Origin of the sequence: Pseudomonas sp. ADAK21 (assembly GCF_012935735.1) — a bacterium.
Taxonomy (GTDB): domain Bacteria; phylum Pseudomonadota; class Gammaproteobacteria; order Pseudomonadales; family Pseudomonadaceae; genus Aquipseudomonas; species Aquipseudomonas proteolytica.
Window position 1 is genome coordinate 2834981 of sequence record NZ_CP052857.1, and the last position, 15703, is coordinate 2850683.

At 54.2% G+C, this 15703-nt stretch carries 28 protein-coding genes; all 28 read left to right on the plus strand.

Going from position 1 to position 15703, the window contains the following annotated elements:
* The first annotated feature begins 91 nt into the window (after positions 1 to 91).
* The gene (rpsG, locus tag HKK57_RS12760; protein WP_002555493.1) at positions 92 to 562 is read left to right on the plus strand and encodes a 30S ribosomal protein S7; all 471 of its coding nucleotides are present in this window, start codon (positions 92 to 94) and stop codon (positions 560 to 562) included.
* A gap of 30 nt (positions 563 to 592) precedes the next feature.
* Entirely contained in the window at positions 593 to 2698 is a 2106-nt protein-coding gene (fusA, locus tag HKK57_RS12765; protein ID WP_029299268.1) for an elongation factor G, read from the plus strand.
* A 30-nt stretch (positions 2699 to 2728) separates the two neighbouring features.
* Positions 2729 to 3922, plus strand: a complete 1194-nt coding sequence (tuf, locus tag HKK57_RS12770) for an elongation factor Tu (protein WP_029299269.1) — start codon at positions 2729 to 2731, stop codon at positions 3920 to 3922.
* 158 nt (positions 3923 to 4080) lie between these two features.
* Positions 4081 to 4392 carry a 30S ribosomal protein S10 gene (gene rpsJ / locus HKK57_RS12775; protein ID WP_003186070.1) on the plus strand — a complete coding sequence of 104 codons (312 nt, stop codon included), beginning with the start codon at positions 4081 to 4083 and terminating at the stop codon, positions 4390 to 4392.
* 81 nt (positions 4393 to 4473) lie between these two features.
* Complete coding sequence (gene rplC / locus HKK57_RS12780) at positions 4474 to 5109, plus strand: 50S ribosomal protein L3 (RefSeq protein ID WP_003194649.1); 636 nt, start codon at positions 4474 to 4476, stop codon at positions 5107 to 5109.
* A 12-nt stretch (positions 5110 to 5121) separates the two neighbouring features.
* The gene (gene rplD / locus HKK57_RS12785) at positions 5122 to 5724 is read left to right on the plus strand and encodes a 50S ribosomal protein L4 (RefSeq protein ID WP_029299292.1); all 603 of its coding nucleotides are present in this window, start codon (positions 5122 to 5124) and stop codon (positions 5722 to 5724) included.
* Positions 5721 to 6020, plus strand: a complete 300-nt coding sequence (rplW, locus tag HKK57_RS12790; RefSeq protein ID WP_002555488.1) for a 50S ribosomal protein L23 — start codon at positions 5721 to 5723, stop codon at positions 6018 to 6020. Before rplD ends, rplW begins: the two co-directional genes overlap by 4 nt.
* A 14-nt stretch (positions 6021 to 6034) precedes the next feature.
* Entirely contained in the window at positions 6035 to 6859 is an 825-nt protein-coding gene (rplB, locus tag HKK57_RS12795; RefSeq protein ID WP_003176423.1) for a 50S ribosomal protein L2, read from the plus strand.
* A 16-nt stretch (positions 6860 to 6875) separates the two neighbouring features.
* Positions 6876 to 7151: a 30S ribosomal protein S19 gene (gene rpsS, locus HKK57_RS12800; protein WP_002555486.1), complete on the plus strand. Its 276-nt coding sequence runs from the start codon at positions 6876 to 6878 to the stop codon at positions 7149 to 7151.
* An 11-nt stretch (positions 7152 to 7162) separates the two neighbouring features.
* Positions 7163 to 7495, plus strand: a complete 333-nt coding sequence (gene rplV, locus HKK57_RS12805) for a 50S ribosomal protein L22 (protein ID WP_003103908.1) — start codon at positions 7163 to 7165, stop codon at positions 7493 to 7495.
* A 13-nt stretch (positions 7496 to 7508) separates the two neighbouring features.
* Entirely contained in the window at positions 7509 to 8195 is a 687-nt protein-coding gene (gene rpsC, locus HKK57_RS12810; protein ID WP_003176422.1) for a 30S ribosomal protein S3, read from the plus strand.
* A gap of 12 nt (positions 8196 to 8207) precedes the next feature.
* Entirely contained in the window at positions 8208 to 8621 is a 414-nt protein-coding gene (rplP, locus tag HKK57_RS12815) for a 50S ribosomal protein L16 (protein WP_003232424.1), read from the plus strand.
* Complete coding sequence (gene rpmC, locus HKK57_RS12820) at positions 8621 to 8812, plus strand: 50S ribosomal protein L29 (protein ID WP_002555481.1); 192 nt, start codon at positions 8621 to 8623, stop codon at positions 8810 to 8812. Before rplP ends, rpmC begins: the two co-directional genes overlap by 1 nt.
* Positions 8813 to 8814: 2 nt before the next feature.
* Positions 8815 to 9081: a 30S ribosomal protein S17 gene (gene rpsQ / locus HKK57_RS12825; RefSeq protein WP_003176419.1), complete on the plus strand. Its 267-nt coding sequence runs from the start codon at positions 8815 to 8817 to the stop codon at positions 9079 to 9081.
* Between the two features lie 23 nt (positions 9082 to 9104).
* Entirely contained in the window at positions 9105 to 9473 is a 369-nt protein-coding gene (gene rplN, locus HKK57_RS12830) for a 50S ribosomal protein L14 (RefSeq protein ID WP_002555479.1), read from the plus strand.
* Between the two features lie 11 nt (positions 9474 to 9484).
* Positions 9485 to 9799 carry a 50S ribosomal protein L24 gene (gene rplX / locus HKK57_RS12835; protein WP_029299388.1) on the plus strand — a complete coding sequence of 105 codons (315 nt, stop codon included), beginning with the start codon at positions 9485 to 9487 and terminating at the stop codon, positions 9797 to 9799.
* Between the two features lie 22 nt (positions 9800 to 9821).
* A complete protein-coding gene (gene rplE, locus HKK57_RS12840) occupies positions 9822 to 10361 on the plus strand; it encodes a 50S ribosomal protein L5 (RefSeq protein WP_003210069.1) in 540 nt (179 codons plus the stop codon).
* Between the two features lie 13 nt (positions 10362 to 10374).
* Positions 10375 to 10680, plus strand: coding sequence for a 30S ribosomal protein S14 (rpsN, locus tag HKK57_RS12845; protein ID WP_003176414.1), 306 nt, complete (start codon positions 10375 to 10377; stop codon positions 10678 to 10680).
* Between the two features lie 208 nt (positions 10681 to 10888).
* Positions 10889 to 11281 (plus strand): 30S ribosomal protein S8, encoded by a 393-nt coding sequence (rpsH, locus tag HKK57_RS12850; RefSeq protein WP_017848802.1) that lies wholly within the window; start codon positions 10889 to 10891, stop codon positions 11279 to 11281.
* Positions 11282 to 11293: 12 nt separating this feature from the next.
* The gene (gene rplF, locus HKK57_RS12855) at positions 11294 to 11827 is read left to right on the plus strand and encodes a 50S ribosomal protein L6 (RefSeq protein WP_003176412.1); all 534 of its coding nucleotides are present in this window, start codon (positions 11294 to 11296) and stop codon (positions 11825 to 11827) included.
* Positions 11828 to 11837: 10 nt separating this feature from the next.
* Entirely contained in the window at positions 11838 to 12188 is a 351-nt protein-coding gene (gene rplR / locus HKK57_RS12860) for a 50S ribosomal protein L18 (RefSeq protein ID WP_003186037.1), read from the plus strand.
* A 3-nt stretch (positions 12189 to 12191) separates the two neighbouring features.
* Positions 12192 to 12692 (plus strand): 30S ribosomal protein S5, encoded by a 501-nt coding sequence (gene rpsE, locus HKK57_RS12865; protein WP_003186035.1) that lies wholly within the window; start codon positions 12192 to 12194, stop codon positions 12690 to 12692.
* A 2-nt stretch (positions 12693 to 12694) separates the two neighbouring features.
* Positions 12695 to 12871 (plus strand): 50S ribosomal protein L30, encoded by a 177-nt coding sequence (rpmD, locus tag HKK57_RS12870; RefSeq protein WP_003176408.1) that lies wholly within the window; start codon positions 12695 to 12697, stop codon positions 12869 to 12871.
* Between the two features lie 3 nt (positions 12872 to 12874).
* Positions 12875 to 13312, plus strand: a complete 438-nt coding sequence (rplO, locus tag HKK57_RS12875; RefSeq protein ID WP_016969471.1) for a 50S ribosomal protein L15 — start codon at positions 12875 to 12877, stop codon at positions 13310 to 13312.
* Positions 13313 to 14641, plus strand: a complete 1329-nt coding sequence (secY, locus tag HKK57_RS12880) for a preprotein translocase subunit SecY (protein ID WP_018612224.1) — start codon at positions 13313 to 13315, stop codon at positions 14639 to 14641. It abuts the gene before it with no gap.
* 28 nt (positions 14642 to 14669) lie between these two features.
* On the plus strand, positions 14670 to 14786 hold the full coding sequence (gene rpmJ, locus HKK57_RS12885; RefSeq protein ID WP_002555468.1) for a 50S ribosomal protein L36: 117 nt from the start codon (positions 14670 to 14672) through the stop codon (positions 14784 to 14786).
* Between the two features lie 129 nt (positions 14787 to 14915).
* Positions 14916 to 15272: a 30S ribosomal protein S13 gene (gene rpsM, locus HKK57_RS12890; RefSeq protein WP_024077676.1), complete on the plus strand. Its 357-nt coding sequence runs from the start codon at positions 14916 to 14918 to the stop codon at positions 15270 to 15272.
* Between the two features lie 30 nt (positions 15273 to 15302).
* On the plus strand, positions 15303 to 15692 hold the full coding sequence (gene rpsK / locus HKK57_RS12895) for a 30S ribosomal protein S11 (RefSeq protein ID WP_002555466.1): 390 nt from the start codon (positions 15303 to 15305) through the stop codon (positions 15690 to 15692).
* Positions 15693 to 15703: the final 11 nt, after the last annotated feature.

The window sequence follows — 15703 nt, forward strand, 5'->3', positions numbered from 1 at the left end:
CTTATTTTCTGAGTCGATAAGAGTAAGGTCGGAGGCGTCCCGCAAGGGCACCGATTCCGAACGAACCTGAAGACCGTTTGAGGGCTTATCCATGCCAAGAAGACGCGTAGCAGCCAAGCGCGAAGTGCTTGACGATCCAAAATACGGAAGCCAAATCCTGGCCAAGTTCATGAACCACGTGATGGAAAGCGGCAAGAAAGCCGTTGCCGAGCGTATCGTTTATGGCGCGCTGGAAAAGGTTAAAGAACGCAAGAACAGCGACCCCCTGGAAATCTTCGAGAAAGCTCTCGACGCCATCGCTCCGCTGGTCGAAGTGAAGTCGCGCCGTGTAGGCGGTGCTACTTACCAGGTTCCGGTTGAAGTTCGTCCGTCCCGTCGTAACGCCCTGGCAATGCGCTGGTTGGTAGACTTCGCCCGTAAGCGCGGCGAGAAGTCTATGGCTCTGCGTTTGGCCGGCGAGCTGTTGGACGCTGCTGAAGGTAAAGGTGCTGCTGTTAAGAAGCGTGAAGACGTGCACCGTATGGCTGAAGCTAACAAAGCTTTCTCGCACTACCGCTTCTAATCTTAGCTTCACTAATTTTGCGAGGGCTTTATGGCTCGTACTACTCCGATTAGCCGCTACCGTAACATCGGTATCGTTGCTCACGTGGATGCTGGTAAAACCACCACCACCGAGCGCGTACTGTTTTACACCGGCAAAAGTCACAAAATGGGCGAGGTGCATGATGGCGCCGCGACCACAGACTGGATGGTTCAGGAGCAGGAGCGTGGTATTACCATTACTTCTGCTGCTATTACCGCCTTCTGGAAAGGTTCTGCCAAGCAGTACAAAGACGAGCATCGCTTCAACGTAATCGATACCCCGGGCCACGTTGACTTCACTATTGAAGTTGAACGTTCCCTGCGTGTACTCGACGGCGCGGTCGTTGTGTTCTGCGGTACTTCGGGTGTTGAGCCTCAGTCGGAAACCGTATGGCGTCAAGCCAACAAGTACGGTGTTCCGCGTCTTGTTTACGTAAACAAGATGGACCGTGCTGGTGCGAACTTCCTGCGCGTGATCGGTCAGATCAAGCAGCGTCTGGGTCACACTCCGGTGCCAATCCAATTGGCTATCGGTTCCGAAGACAACTTCCAGGGCCAGATCGATCTGATCACCATGGAAGCCGTCTACTGGAATGACGCCGACAAAGGTATGGTTCCTGTTCGCAAGCCTATCCCTGCAGAGTTGCAGGAACTGGCTGACGAGTGGCGCAATAACCTGGTTGAGGCTGCTGCCGAAGCCAGCGAAGAGCTGATGAACAAGTACCTCGAAGGTGAAGAACTCACCAACGTGGAAATCAAGGCCGCTCTGCGTCAGCGTACTATTGCTGGTGAGATCGTCTTGGCTGTTTGCGGTTCTTCCTTCAAGAACAAGGGTGTTCCCCTGGTTCTCGACGCCGTTATCGACTACCTGCCTGCTCCAACCGACATTCCTGCTATCAAGGGTACCAACCCTGATAACGAGGAAGAAGAGATGGAGCGTCATGCTGACGACAGCGAGCCGTTCTCGGCTCTGGCGTTCAAGATCGCTACTGACCCATTCGTGGGTACTTTGACCTTCGTCCGCGTTTACTCGGGCGTGTTGGCCTCCGGTGACGGCGTGATCAACTCGGTTAAAGGCAAGAAAGAGCGCGTGGGTCGTATGGTGCAAATGCACGCAAACGCCCGCGAAGAGATCAAGGAAGTACGCGCTGGTGACATCGCGGCCCTGATCGGCATGAAGGACGTCACCACTGGTGAGACTTTGTGCGACGCTGCTAAGCCAATCATCCTGGTTCGCATGGACTTCCCGGAGCCGGTTATCTCGGTTGCCGTAGAGCCTAAGACCAAGGATGACCAGGAAAAAATGGGTATCGCTCTGGGCAAGCTTGCTCAGGAAGATCCATCTTTCCGCGTCAAGACTGATGAAGAGACTGGTCAAACGATCATCTCCGGCATGGGCGAGCTGCACCTGGACATCCTGGTTGACCGGATGCGCCGTGAGTTCAACGTCGAAGCCAACATCGGTAAGCCTCAGGTTTCCTATCGTGAGCGCATCACGAAGAACTGTGAAATCGAAGGCAAGTTCGTTCGTCAGTCCGGCGGTCGTGGTCAGTTCGGTCACTGCTGGATCCGTTTTGCTCCTGCTGACGAAGGTCAGGAAGGTCTGCAATTCGTGAACGAAGTAGTAGGTGGTGTGGTTCCTAAGGAATACATCCCTGCTATCCAGAAGGGCATCGAAGAGCAGATGAAGAACGGTGTTGTTGCCGGCTATCCGCTGATCGGCCTGAAAGCAACCGTTTTTGACGGTTCTTACCACGACGTCGACTCCAACGAGATGGCGTTTAAGGTGGCTGCTTCCATGGCAACCAAGCAACTGGCCCAGAAGGGCGGTGGTGAGTTGCTTGAGCCAATCATGGCGGTAGAAGTTGTTACACCTGAAGACTATATGGGTGATGTCATGGGCGACCTTAACCGTCGTCGCGGCATGATCTTGGGTATGGAAGACACGGTTTCCGGCAAAGTGATTCGCGCCGAGGTTCCGTTGGGTGAGATGTTCGGTTATGCGACCGACGTTCGTTCCATGTCCCAGGGTCGCGCAAGCTACTCTATGGAATTCAAAAAATACAACACAGCTCCGGCGCATATCGCTGAAACTGTATCCAAAAAACAAGGCTGATTCAGTCCTTTAGGCAAGGAGTTAATTGTCGTGGCTAAAGAAAAATTTGATCGTTCCCTACCGCACGTCAACGTTGGCACCATCGGTCACGTTGACCATGGTAAAACCACTCTGACTGCTGCTCTGACTCGCGTTTGCTCCGAAGTATTCGGTTCCGCAATCGTTGATTTCGATAAAATCGACAGCGCGCCAGAAGAAAAAGCTCGTGGTATCACCATCAACACCGCGCACGTTGAATACAACTCGCTGATCCGTCACTACGCTCACGTTGACTGCCCAGGTCACGCTGACTATGTGAAGAACATGATCACCGGTGCTGCCCAGATGGACGGCGCAATCCTGGTTTGCTCGGCCGCTGATGGTCCGATGCCACAAACCCGTGAGCACATCCTGCTGTCCCGTCAGGTTGGCGTTCCGTACATCGTGGTCTTCCTGAACAAGGCTGACCTGGTAGACGACGCTGAGCTGCTGGAACTGGTTGAGATGGAAGTGCGCGATCTGCTGAGCACTTACGACTTCCCAGGCGACGACACTCCGATCATCATCGGTTCTGCTCGTATGGCTCTGGAAGGTAACGACGAAAACGAAATGGGCACCACTGCCGTTCGTAAACTGGTTGAGACTCTGGACAGCTACATCCCAGATCCAGTTCGTGTTATCGACAAGCCGTTCCTGATGCCAATCGAAGACGTATTCTCGATCTCCGGTCGCGGTACTGTTGTAACTGGCCGTATCGAGCGCGGTATCGTCAAGGTTCAGGATCCACTGGAAATCGTTGGTCTGCGTGACACTACCGTCACCACCTGCACCGGTGTTGAAATGTTCCGTAAGCTGCTCGACGAAGGTCGTGCTGGCGAGAACTGCGGCGTTCTGCTGCGTGGTACCAAGCGTGACGACGTTGAGCGTGGCCAGGTTCTGGTTAAGCCAGGTTCGGTTAAGCCGCACACCAAGTTCGAAGCTGAAGTGTACGTGCTGAGCAAAGAAGAAGGCGGTCGTCACACTCCGTTCTTCAAAGGCTACCGTCCACAGTTCTACTTCCGTACTACCGACGTAACTGGTAACTGCGAACTGCCGGAAGGCGTTGAGATGGTAATGCCAGGCGACAACATCAAAATGGTTGTCACCCTGATCAAAACCATCGCAATGGAAGACGGTCTGCGCTTCGCTATCCGTGAAGGCGGCCGTACCGTTGGTGCTGGTGTTGTAGCTAAAATCATCGAGTAATTATCTCTTCTGAGGTAGCTCGGTTTTTTGAGAAGGCCTCCGCTTAGCGGAGGCCTTTTTTATTGGGTTGACACCTATCTGGGGCGTCTATAGAATTGCGCCTCCTTTTAACGGGCGTATTGCGCTCGCTGGGAATAGCAGCCGGAGTCTGAAATCCAATGCAAAATCAGCAAATCCGTATCAGGTTGAAGGCTTTTGACCATCGCCTGATCGACCAATCCACCCAGGAAATCGTGGAAACCGCGAAACGTACTGGGGCACAAGTGCGTGGTCCTATTCCACTGCCTACCCGCAAAGAGCGGTTCACCGTTCTGGTTTCCCCGCACGTCAACAAAGACGCGCGTGACCAGTACGAGATCCGTACTCATAAGCGCGTTCTGGACATCGTCCAGCCAACGGATAAAACCGTTGATGCTCTTATGAAGCTTGATCTGGCGGCCGGTGTGGAAGTACAGATCAGCCTCGGCTAAGACTCGGGTCTTAGTCGTGTAACGCTCTGAAATGGGCGGCCATAGCGGGTGAAAGCCCCGTACACTCATGAGGTTTACAACATGACTATTGGTGTAGTCGGTCGTAAATGCGGTATGACCCGTATTTTCACCGAAGAAGGTGTCTCCATTCCGGTCACGGTCATTGAGATCGAGCCGAATCGCGTCACCCAGTTCAAAACTGAAGAAACCGATGGCTATCGTGCAGTGCAAGTCACTGTCGGCGAGCGTCGTGCTTCGCGCGTGACTGCTGCTCAAGCAGGTCACTTCGCTAAAGCAAACGTTGCAGCTGGTCGTACTGTCATGGAGTTCCGTCTTGAAGATGGTGACTACCAGGCTGGCGATCTGATCAACGCTGAAATCTTCGCCGCTGGTCAACTGGTTGATGTAACCGGTCAGTCCAAAGGTAAAGGCTTCCAGGGTACGATCAAGCGTTGGAATTTCCGTGGCCAAGACAACACTCACGGTAACTCCGTTTCCCACCGCGTCCCGGGCTCTATTGGCCAGTGCCAGACTCCTGGTCGTGTATTCAAGGGCAAAAAAATGTCCGGTCATATGGGCGCTGAGCGCGTGACCGTGCAGTCCCTCGAAGTAGTGCGCGTCGACGCTGAACGCAATCTGTTGTTGGTCAAGGGTGCTGTTCCTGGCGCTACTGGCGGCAACCTGGTTGTACGTCCAGCGGCCAAGGCTCGCGGTTAAGGGGAAGCTGACATGCAATTAAATGTAAATGACGCTCAAGCGATCGAAGTTTCCGAACTGACATTTGGCGGCGAATTCAACGAGACGCTCGTTCACCAAGCAGTCGTGGCCTACATGGCCGGCGGCCGTCAAGGTAGCAAGCAGCAAAAGACCCGTTCCGACGTTCGTGGTGGCGGTAAGCGCCCTTGGCGTCAGAAAGGTACTGGCCGTGCTCGTGCCGGTACTATCCGTAGCCCAATCTGGCGTGGCGGCGGTACCACTTTCGCAGCTCGTCCACAGGATCACTCTCAGAAGCTCAACAAGAAGATGTATCGCGCAGCACTGCGCTCCATCCTTGCTGAACTCGTGCGTACTGATCGTCTGGTCGTGGTTCAGGACTTCGCTGTTGAAGGTCCAAAAACCAAAGATCTGCTGGGCAAGCTGAACAACATGAATCTGACCGACGTTTTGATCGTGTCCGAAGCTGTTGATCAGAACCTGTACCTGGCTGCTCGCAACCTGCCACACGTTGATGTACGTGACGTGCAAGGTTCCGATCCAGTTAGTCTGATCGCATACGACAAGGTGTTGATCACCGTGTCGGCCGTGAAGAAATTCGAGGAGCTGCTGGGATGAACCAGGAACGCGTATTTAAAGTTCTGCTTGGCCCGCACGTTTCCGAAAAGGCTACGGTTCTGGCTGACAAGAAAGGCCAGTTCGTTTTCAAGGTTGCAACTGACGCAACCAAGCTGGAAATCAAGAAGGCCGTCGAAAGCCTGTTCAGCGTGAAAGTAGAGCGTGTTACTACCCTGAATGTTCTGGGTAAGAGCAAGCGCACTGCTCGCGGTCTGGGCAAGCGTAATGACTGGAAGAAGGCAGTTATCTCCCTTCAGCCAGGCCAAGATCTCGATTTCAGCAGCAGTGCTGAGTAAGGAAGGGGTGCATCATGGCAATCGTTAAATGCAAACCGACTTCCCCTGGCCGCCGTTTTGTGGTCAAGGTGGTCAACCAGGAGCTGCATAAAGGCGCTCCTCACGCACCGCTGCTCGAGAAGAAATCGAAGACTGGTGGTCGTAACAACAATGGTCGTATTACCACTCGTCACATCGGTGGTGGCCATAAGCAGCATTATCGTCTGGTCGATTTCCGTCGCAACGACAAAGATGGCATCTCTGCCACTGTCGAGCGTATCGAATACGATCCAAACCGTACTGCTCACATCGCTCTGCTGCTGTACGCAGATGGCGAGCGTCGCTACATCATCGCGCCTAAAGGCGTGAGTGCTGGCGACCAGCTGATCGCAGGTGCCCTGGCACCGATCAAGCCGGGCAACGCTCTGCAACTGCGTAACATTCCAGTTGGTAGCACCGTACACGGCATCGAATTGAAGCCAGGTAAAGGCGCACAGATCGCTCGTTCCGCTGGTGCTTCGGCTCAGCTGATCGCTCGTGAAGGTGTCTACGTGACCCTGCGTCTGCGTTCTGGTGAGATGCGTAAAGTACTGGCTGAATGCCGTGCGACCCTGGGCGAAGTCTCGAACTCCGAGCACAGCCTGCGTTCGCTGGGTAAAGCTGGTGCCAAACGCTGGCGTGGCGTTCGCCCAACCGTTCGTGGTGTTGCCATGAACCCGGTTGACCACCCACACGGTGGTGGTGAAGGTCGTACCTCTGGTGGTCGTCATCCGGTATCGCCATGGGGCTTCCCGACTAAGGGCGCGAAGACTCGTGGTAATAAGCGTACCGACAAAATGATCGTCCGTCGTCGCAAGTAAATAGAGGGATACGACAGTGCCACGTTCTCTGAAAAAAGGTCCTTTTATTGATCTTCACCTACTGAAGAAGATCGAAGTGGCGGCGGAAAAGAACGATCGCAAACCAGTTAAGACCTGGTCGCGCCGTTCTATGATCCTGCCACAAATGGTCGGTTTGACCATCGCAGTACACAACGGTCGTCAACACGTCCCAGTTCTCGTTAACGAAGACATGGTCGGCCACAAACTGGGCGAGTTTGCCGGTACCCGCACTTACCGTGGGCACGTGGCAGACAAGAAAGCCAAGCGTTAAGGGGTTAGGAAATGGAAGTAGCCGCTAAGTTGTCGGGCGCTCGAATCTCCGCCCAGAAAGCCCGCTTGGTCGCCGACCAGATCCGCGGGAAGAAGGTGGGCGAAGCGCTCAACCTGTTGGCTTTCAGCAGTAAGAAAGCCGCCGAGATCATGAAGAAAGTGCTGGAGTCGGCCGTAGCCAACGCCGAGCATAACGAAGGCGCAGACGTTGATGACCTGAAGGTCAGCACCGTTTTCGTCAACGAAGGGCGTTCGCTGAAGCGTATCATGCCGCGTGCCAAAGGCCGTGCTGATCGCATCGTCAAGCGGTCTTGCCATATCACTGTCAAGGTTGCTGACAAGTAACGGAGTCGAAGAGATGGGTCAGAAAGTACATCCCATTGGCATTCGCCTGGGAATCGTCAAGGAGCACACCTCCGTCTGGTACGCAGACGGTCGGACTTATGCGGACTATTTGTTCGCTGATCTGAAGGTGCGTGAGTATCTCCAAGACAAACTAAAAAGCGCGTCCGTAAGCCGTATCGATATCCATCGTCCGGCTCAAACTGCACGTATCACCATCCACACCGCTCGTCCAGGTATCGTTATCGGGAAGAAAGGTGAAGATGTTGAGAAACTGCGTCAGGACCTGACCAAGCAAATGGGTGTGCCTGTGCACATCAATATCGAAGAGATCCGCAAGCCGGAGCTCGACGGTATGCTGGTTGCGCAGAGCGTAGCTCAGCAGCTGGAGCGCCGCGTAATGTTCCGTCGTGCTATGAAGCGCGCCGTGCAAAACGCAATGCGTATTGGTGCCAAGGGCATCAAAATCCAAGTGAGCGGTCGTCTCGGCGGTGCTGAAATCGCACGTACTGAATGGTATCGCGAAGGTCGTGTGCCGTTGCACACCCTGCGTGCCGACATCGACTATGCCAACTACGAAGCTCACACCACTTACGGTGTGATCGGTGTAAAGGTTTGGATCTTCAAAGGCGAAGTAATTGGTGGTCGCCAAGAAGAACTGAAACCACAAGCACCAGCGCCTCGTAAAAAAGCTGCTAAGTAAGGGGTACGCCAAATGTTGCAACCTAAGCGTACGAAGTTCCGCAAGCAGATGACAGGCCACAACCGTGGTCTGGCTCAGCGCGGTAGCAAAGTCAGCTTCGGCGAGTTCGCGCTGAAGTCTGTAGCTCGTGGTCGTCTCACCGCTCGTCAGATCGAGTCAGCGCGTCGTGCACTGACCCGTCACGTAAAACGTGGCGGCAAGATCTGGATCCGTGTATTCCCGGACAAGCCGATCTCCAAAAAGCCTCTCGAGGTTCGGATGGGTAAAGGTAAGGGTAACGTGGAATACTGGGTAGCCCAGATTCAGCCAGGTAAAGTCCTGTATGAAATCGAGGGTGTAACTGAAGAGCTGGCGCGTGAGGCTTTTGCCCTGGCTGCTGCAAAGCTGCCGCTCGCCACCGCCTTTGTTAAACGGACGGTGATGTGATGAAAGCGAATGAACTTCGTGAAAAATCCGCACAGCAGCTGAACGAGCAACTGCTCGGCCTGCTGCGCGACCAGTTCAATCTGCGTATGCAGAAAGCAACTGGCCAGTTGGGGCAGTCTCATCTGCTCTCGCAAGTTAAGCGTGACATCGCTCGCGTGAAGACTGTGCTCAACCAGCAGGCAGGTAAGTGATCATGGCTGAAGCCGAAAAGACTGTCCGTACGCTGACTGGCCGTGTTGTCAGCGACAAGATGGACAAAACCATCACCGTTTTGATCGAGCGTCGCGTTAAGCACCCGATCTACGGTAAATATGTTAAGCGTTCGACTAAGCTGCACGCGCACGACGAAACCAACCAGTGCCACATCGGCGACAAAGTCACTATTCGTGAAACTCGTCCGCTGGCCAAGACTAAGTCTTGGGCGCTGGTTGATGTTCTCGAACGCGCTGTGGAAGTCTAAGGACTAGGGGTCGGAGAAATTATATGATTCAGACTCAATCCATGCTCGATGTGGCCGATAACAGCGGCGCTCGCCGTGTTATGTGCATCAAGGTGCTGGGTGGCTCCCATCGTCGTTACGCTGGTATCGGTGACATCATCAAAGTTACCGTCAAGGAAGCAATTCCTCGCGGTAAAGTGAAAAAAGGCCAAGTGATGACTGCTGTTGTAGTCCGCACTCGTCACGGCGTACGTCGTGCTGATGGCTCCATTATCCGCTTTGATGGCAACGCTGCTGTTCTTCTGAACAACAAGCAAGAGCCGATCGGCACCCGTATCTTTGGGCCAGTGACCCGTGAACTTCGTACTGAGAAGTTCATGAAGATCGTCTCGCTCGCCCCAGAAGTGCTGTAAGGAGATCCGACATGCAAAAGATTCGTCGTGACGACGAGATCATCGTGATCGCCGGCAAAGACAAAGGTAAGCGCGGTAAGGTGCTGAAGGTTCTTGCTGATGACCGTCTGGTCATTGGTGGTCTGAACCTGGTCAAGCGTCATACCAAGCCTAACCCCGCGTCGGGCGTACAGGGCGGTATCGTCGAGAAAGAAGCGCCATTGCACGCTTCTAACGTCGCCATCTTCAATGGCGAAACCAACAAGGCTGATCGCGTTGGTTTCAAAGTAGAAGACGGTAAGAAAATTCGTGTCTTCAAGTCGACCCAAAAAGCGGTTGATGCTTGAACACTGCTAGGTAGATAAGACCATGGCACGACTAAAAGAGATTTACCGGAAGGAAATCGCTCCGAAGCTTAAGGAAGAACTTAAGCTTTCGAACGTGATGGAAGTTCCGCGCGTTACCAAAATCACCCTGAACATGGGTCTGGGCGAAGCGATCGGTGACAAAAAAGTCATCGAGCACGCTGTTGCTGACCTGGAAAAGATCACCGGTCAAAAAGTCGTTGTGACTTACGCTCGGAAATCCATCGCTGGCTTTAAAGTCCGTGAAGGTTGGCCGATCGGTGTCAAAGTGACTCTGCGCCGTGAGCGTATGTACGAGTTCCTGGATCGTCTGCTGTCGATCTCCCTGCCTCGGGTTCGCGACTTCCGCGGCCTGAATGCCAAGTCCTTCGATGGTCGTGGTAACTACAGCATGGGCGTGAAAGAGCAGATCATCTTCCCGGAAATCGACTACGACAAGATCGATGCTCTCCGCGGTCTGGACATCACCCTGACCACCACTGCCAAGAACGATGATGAAGGCCGCGCTCTGCTGCGTGCGTTCAAATTCCCGTTCCGCAACTGATTGGAGTAGGACCATGGCCAAGATGAGCATGAAAAACCGCGAGCTGAAGCGTCAGCTGACGGTTGCCAAGTACGCCAAGAAGCGTGCAGCACTGAAAGCTATCATCGTTGATCTGAACGCAAGTCCAGAAGCGCGTTGGGAAGCTACAGTAGCTCTGCAGAAGCAGCCACGTGACGCAAGCGCCTCGCGCATGCGTAACCGCTGCCGCCTGACCGGTCGTCCACACGGCGTTTACCGCAAGTTCGGCCTCGGCCGTAACAAACTGCGTGAAGCGGCAATGCGTGGTGACGTACCAGGTCTGGTTAAAGCCAGCTGGTAAGTACTTTCGAAGTCCAGGTGGCCAGGATCGCAAGATACTGACCACCGGTGGCCTAGAATCTGGAACAAGCCCCTTTTGGGGCTTGTTTCATTTCCGGAGTGTGTCTAAAATACGCGGCTCGCCTGAGCCCGTGTGTTTTATGCTCGGAGATTCTCGGTGACATATGTAGCCGCAAGGCTAATTTTTTTGTATTAGGAGCGTCTAGCCCATGAGTATGCAGGACCCGTTAGCGGACATGCTAACTCGTATCCGTAATGCCCAGATGGCTGAAAAGTCCGTCGTAAGCATGCCATCTTCCACGTTGAAGGTAGCTGTTGCCAAAGTCCTGAAAGACGAAGGCTACATTGCGGGTTATCAGATCAGCAGCGAAATCAAGCCACTGCTGTCCATCGAGCTGAAGTACTTCGAAGGCCGTCCGGTCATCGAGGAAGTGAAGCGCGTTAGCCGTCCAGGCCTGCGTCAGTACAAGTCCGTTGAAGATCTGCCGAAAGTTCGTGGCGGTCTCGGTGTGTCTATCGTCTCCACCAACAAAGGTGTGATGACGGATCGTGCTGCGCGCGCTGCCGGTGTCGGCGGCGAAGTTCTTTGCACTGTGTTCTAAGGGGGGATAAGCATGTCTCGCGTCGCTAAGAACCCCGTTAAGCTGCCAGCCGGTGTCGAAGTAAAATTCGCAGGCCAACAGCTTTCGGTGAAGGGTGCCAAGGGTACTCTTGAACTGAACATCCATTCGTCCGTTGAGATCGTTGAAGAAGCTGGTGAGCTGCGTTTCGCTGCTCGCAATGGCGATCAACAAACTCGCGCAATGGCCGGTACCACGCGTGCGTTGGTAAACAACATGGTCCAAGGCGTAAGCCAAGGCTTCGAGCGTAAGCTCCAGCTGGTCGGTGTTGGTTACAAAGCGCAAGCAAAAGGCACGGTTTTGAACCTGGCCCTTGGCTTCTCGCACCCAGTGGATTACGAACTGCCGGAAGGCATCACCGCTGAAACTCCTAGCCAGACCGATATCCTGATCAAGGGCATCGATAAGCAGCTGGTAGGTCAAGTGGCTGCCGAGATCCGCGACTTCCGTCCACCAGAGCCGTACAAAGGCAAAGGTGTGCGCTACGCGGACGAAGTCGTCCGTCGTAAAGAAGCCAAGAAGAAGTAGGGCATAGCAAATGACCGACAAAAAAGTTACTCGACTGCGTCGCGCTCGCAAAGCACGCCTGAAAATGCACGAACTCGAAGTCGTGCGTCTCTGCGTGTTCCGCTCGTCGCAGCACATCTACGCCCAGGTCATCTCGGCCGACGGCAACAAAGTCCTGGCAAGCGCCTCGACTTTGGATAAAGAACTGCGTGATGGTGCCACTGGCAACATCGACGCGGCCACTAAGGTTGGCCAGCTGGTCGCTACGCGTGCTAAGGCCGCTGGCGTCTCGCAAGTGGCTTTCGACCGCTCTGGCTTCAAGTACCACGGCCGCGTTAAAGCGCTGGCTGATGCTGCTCGTGAAGCTGGGCTGGAGTTCTAAGTTATGTCAAATAACGACCAAAAGCGCGACGAAGGCTACATTGAGAAGCTGGTTCAAGTTAACCGCGTAGCCAAGACCGTTAAAGGCGGCCGTATCTTCACCTTCACCGCGTTGACCGTGGTTGGTGATGGTAAGGGCCGTGTTGGCTTCGGCCGTGGCAAGTCGCGTGAAGTGCCTGCTGCGATCCAGAAGGCAATGGAAGCTGCTCGTCGCAACATGATCCAAGTTGACCTGAACGGCACCACCCTGCAGTACGCAATGAAGTCTGCCCATGGCGCTTCGAAGGTGTACATGCAGCCTGCCTCTGAAGGTACCGGTATCATCGCTGGCGGCGCTATGCGTGCTGTCCTCGAGGTTGCTGGCGTTCAGAACGTTCTGGCCAAGTGCTACGGCTCGACTAACCCGGTAAACGTGGTTCACGCCACTTTCAAAGGTTTGAAAGCCATGCAATCTCCTGAATCCATTGCCGCCAAGCGTGGCAAAAGCGTCAAGGAGATCTTCTGATCATGGCTACCGTTAAAGTAACGCTGATCAAAAGCATGACCGGCCGCATCCCTAACCACAAATTGTGCGTTAAGGGTTTGGGTCTGCGTCGCATCGGTCACACTGTAGAAGTCCAGGATACTCCCGAGAATCGCGGGATGATCAACAAGGCTTACTACATGCTGCGTGTCGAGGGTTAATCGATGAAACTCAATGATCTGAGTCCAGCGCCGGGTTCCCGTCGCGAAAAGCATCGTCCGGGCCGTGGTATCGGTAGCGGTTTGGGTAAGACTGGTGGCCGTGGCCACAAAGGTCAAACCTCCCGCTCCGGTGGCACCATCGCTCCAGGCTTTGAAGGCGGTCAACAGCCGCTGCATCGTCGCCTGCCGAAGTTCGGTTTCGTTTCCCTGAAGGCCATGGATCGCGCAGAAGTGCGTTTGTCCGAACTGGCTAAAGTGGAAGGCGACATCGTTACTCTGCAGACCCTGAAAGATGCCAACGTGATCAACGTCAACGTACAGCGTGTGAAAATCATGCTGTCCGGTGAAGTGACTCGCGCTGTCACTATCGGCAAGGGAATCGGCGCCACCAAAGGTGCGCGTTCGGCTATCGAAGCAGCTGGCGGCAAGTTCGAGGAATAAATGGCTAAGCAAGGTGCTCTCTCAGCGCTCGGCAAAGGCGGTATGTCTGAACTTTGGGCTCGTCTGCGTTTTCTGTTCCTGGCGATTATCGTCTACCGAATAGGCGCACACATCCCGGTTCCAGGTATCAACCCGGACCGACTCGCAGACCTGTTTCGACAGAATGAGGGGACCATTCTTAGCTTGTTCAACATGTTTTCCGGCGGCGCGCTGGAGCGGATGAGCATCTTTGCACTGGGGATCATGCCGTACATTTCGGCATCGATCATCATGCAGTTGATGAGCGCCGTCAGCCCGCAGCTGGAGCAGTTGAAGAAGGAAGGTGAAGCTGGTCGTCGCAAGATTAGCCAGTACACCCGCTACCTCACTGTCGTTCTTGCTCTTGTCCAGGCTGTTGGCATGTCCATCGGTCTGGCAGGGCAGGGCGTAGCGTTCACTGGTGACTTTGGCTTCCATTTCGTCGCGGTAACCACATTTGTGGCTGGTGCGATGTTCATGATGTGGCTGGGTGAGCAGATTACTGAGCGTGGTGTTGGCAACGGTATCTCGATGTTGATTTTCGCAGGTATCGTCGCCGGTCTTCCGAGGGCAATCGGGCAGTCTTTCGAGTCTGCACGTCAGGGTGATATCAATATCTTCGCCTTGGTTGCCATCGGTTTGCTGGCAGTAGCGATTATCGGTTTTGTGGTGTTCATTGAGCGTGGTCAGCGTCGTATTGCTGTTCACTACGCCAAGCGTCAGCAGGGCCGCAAGGTCTTCGCTGCGCAGACCAGCCACTTGCCGCTGAAAGTGAATATGGCCGGTGTTATTCCTGCTATCTTCGCGAGCAGCATTTTGCTGTTTCCGGCTTCGTTGGGTGCCTGGTTCGGTCAGTCTGAAGGTATGGGCTGGTTGCAGGACATCTCGCAGTCGATCGCTCCTGGTCAGCCGTTGAATATTCTGCTGTTTAGTGCAGGGATTATTTTCTTCTGCTTCTTCTATACGGCGTTGATGTTCAATCCGAAAGACGTAGCGGAAAACCTGAAGAAGTCCGGTGCCTTTATTCCGGGTATTCGTCCGGGCGAGCAGTCGGCGCGCTACATTGATGGCGTTCTGACCCGTTTGACCCTGTTCGGTGCTCTATATATGACGGCCGTGTGCTTGTTGCCCCAGTTCCTGGTGGTTGCAGCCAACGTTCCGTTCTACCTTGGCGGGACCTCGTTGCTGATCGTCGTCGTGGTTGTGATGGACTTCATGTCCCAAGTACAATCGCACCTCGTTTCGCACCAGTACGAATCCCTGATGAAGAAAGCCAACCTGAAGGGCTACGGCAGCGGCATGTTGCGCTGAGTACCCCATAAGGTTCGAGGAGTTGGTGATGAAAGTTCGTGCATCGGTGAAAAAGCTGTGCCGTAACTGCAAGATTATTCGCCGCGAAGGTGTTGTTCGAGTAATTTGCAGCGCGGAACCGCGTCACAAACAGCGCCAAGGCTGAGTGTGATCCGCTTGAAGCCCGGCAGCTAGTGCGCTGCCGGGTTGATTATTTGTTATTACAGCGATATTATCTCGCGCCCTATTTCTTGGCTTCCGGGGCGTAGGTAGCTGTCAATTGGAGTCCCACTGAATGGCCCGTATTGCAGGCGTTAACATTCCAGATAACAAGCACACTGTTATCTCGCTGACCTACATCTATGGTGTTGGTCGCACTACTGCGCAGAAAATTTGCGCAGTTGCTGGGGTAAACCCAGCCGCTAAGATCAAGGATCTGAGCGACGAGCAGATTGAATTGCTGCGTGGCGAAGTGGCGAAGTTCACCACTGAAGGTGACCTGCGTCGCGAAATCAACATGAAAATCAAGCGTTTGATGGACCTCGGTTGCTATCGCGGTCTGCGTCATCGTCGTGGTCTTCCAGTACGCGGTCAGCGTACCAAGACTAACGCGCGTACCCGTAAAGGTCCGCGTAAGCCGATCCGCAAGTAATCGCCCCAGCGAATCGACAGGAAAATTATCATGGCAAAACCTGCTGCTCGTCCTCGTAAAAAAGTTAAAAAGACAGTGGTTGATGGCATCGCCCACATCCATGCATCTTTTAACAACACCATCGTGACCATCACCGACCGTCAAGGTAACGCGCTTTCTTGGGCTACCTCTGGTGGTTCGGGTTTCCGCGGTTCCCGCAAGTCCACCCCGTTTGCTGCTCAAGTAGCTGCTGAACGTGCTGGTCAAGCTGCGCTGGAATATGGCCTGAAAAACCTCGACGTTAACGTCAAGGGTCCAGGTCCAGGTCGTGAGTCTGCTGTCCGTGCTTTGAACGGCTGTGGCTATAAGATCGCCAGCATCACCGACGTGACGCCAATCCCGCACAACGGGTGCCGTCCGCCGAAGAAGCGCCGCGTGTAATCCAGGAGATT

Coding starts and splice junctions, on each gene's coding strand:
- rpsG (WP_002555493.1), top strand. CDS start 92: ATGCCAAGAAGACGCGTAGCAGCCAAGCGCGAAGTGCTTGACGATCCA.
- fusA (WP_029299268.1), top strand. CDS start 593: ATGGCTCGTACTACTCCGATTAGCCGCTACCGTAACATCGGTATCGTT.
- rpsJ (WP_003186070.1), top strand. CDS start 4,081: ATGCAAAATCAGCAAATCCGTATCAGGTTGAAGGCTTTTGACCATCGC.
- rplC (WP_003194649.1), top strand. CDS start 4,474: ATGACTATTGGTGTAGTCGGTCGTAAATGCGGTATGACCCGTATTTTC.
- rplD (WP_029299292.1), top strand. CDS start 5,122: ATGCAATTAAATGTAAATGACGCTCAAGCGATCGAAGTTTCCGAACTG.
- rplW (WP_002555488.1), top strand. CDS start 5,721: ATGAACCAGGAACGCGTATTTAAAGTTCTGCTTGGCCCGCACGTTTCC.
- rplB (WP_003176423.1), top strand. CDS start 6,035: ATGGCAATCGTTAAATGCAAACCGACTTCCCCTGGCCGCCGTTTTGTG.
- rplV (WP_003103908.1), top strand. CDS start 7,163: ATGGAAGTAGCCGCTAAGTTGTCGGGCGCTCGAATCTCCGCCCAGAAA.
- rpsC (WP_003176422.1), top strand. CDS start 7,509: ATGGGTCAGAAAGTACATCCCATTGGCATTCGCCTGGGAATCGTCAAG.
- rplP (WP_003232424.1), top strand. CDS start 8,208: ATGTTGCAACCTAAGCGTACGAAGTTCCGCAAGCAGATGACAGGCCAC.
- rpmC (WP_002555481.1), top strand. CDS start 8,621: ATGAAAGCGAATGAACTTCGTGAAAAATCCGCACAGCAGCTGAACGAG.
- rpsQ (WP_003176419.1), top strand. CDS start 8,815: ATGGCTGAAGCCGAAAAGACTGTCCGTACGCTGACTGGCCGTGTTGTC.
- rplN (WP_002555479.1), top strand. CDS start 9,105: ATGATTCAGACTCAATCCATGCTCGATGTGGCCGATAACAGCGGCGCT.
- rplX (WP_029299388.1), top strand. CDS start 9,485: ATGCAAAAGATTCGTCGTGACGACGAGATCATCGTGATCGCCGGCAAA.
- rplE (WP_003210069.1), top strand. CDS start 9,822: ATGGCACGACTAAAAGAGATTTACCGGAAGGAAATCGCTCCGAAGCTT.
- rpsN (WP_003176414.1), top strand. CDS start 10,375: ATGGCCAAGATGAGCATGAAAAACCGCGAGCTGAAGCGTCAGCTGACG.
- rpsH (WP_017848802.1), top strand. CDS start 10,889: ATGAGTATGCAGGACCCGTTAGCGGACATGCTAACTCGTATCCGTAAT.
- rplF (WP_003176412.1), top strand. CDS start 11,294: ATGTCTCGCGTCGCTAAGAACCCCGTTAAGCTGCCAGCCGGTGTCGAA.
- rplR (WP_003186037.1), top strand. CDS start 11,838: ATGACCGACAAAAAAGTTACTCGACTGCGTCGCGCTCGCAAAGCACGC.
- rpsE (WP_003186035.1), top strand. CDS start 12,192: ATGTCAAATAACGACCAAAAGCGCGACGAAGGCTACATTGAGAAGCTG.
- rpmD (WP_003176408.1), top strand. CDS start 12,695: ATGGCTACCGTTAAAGTAACGCTGATCAAAAGCATGACCGGCCGCATC.
- rplO (WP_016969471.1), top strand. CDS start 12,875: ATGAAACTCAATGATCTGAGTCCAGCGCCGGGTTCCCGTCGCGAAAAG.
- secY (WP_018612224.1), top strand. CDS start 13,313: ATGGCTAAGCAAGGTGCTCTCTCAGCGCTCGGCAAAGGCGGTATGTCT.
- rpmJ (WP_002555468.1), top strand. CDS start 14,670: ATGAAAGTTCGTGCATCGGTGAAAAAGCTGTGCCGTAACTGCAAGATT.
- rpsM (WP_024077676.1), top strand. CDS start 14,916: ATGGCCCGTATTGCAGGCGTTAACATTCCAGATAACAAGCACACTGTT.
- rpsK (WP_002555466.1), top strand. CDS start 15,303: ATGGCAAAACCTGCTGCTCGTCCTCGTAAAAAAGTTAAAAAGACAGTG.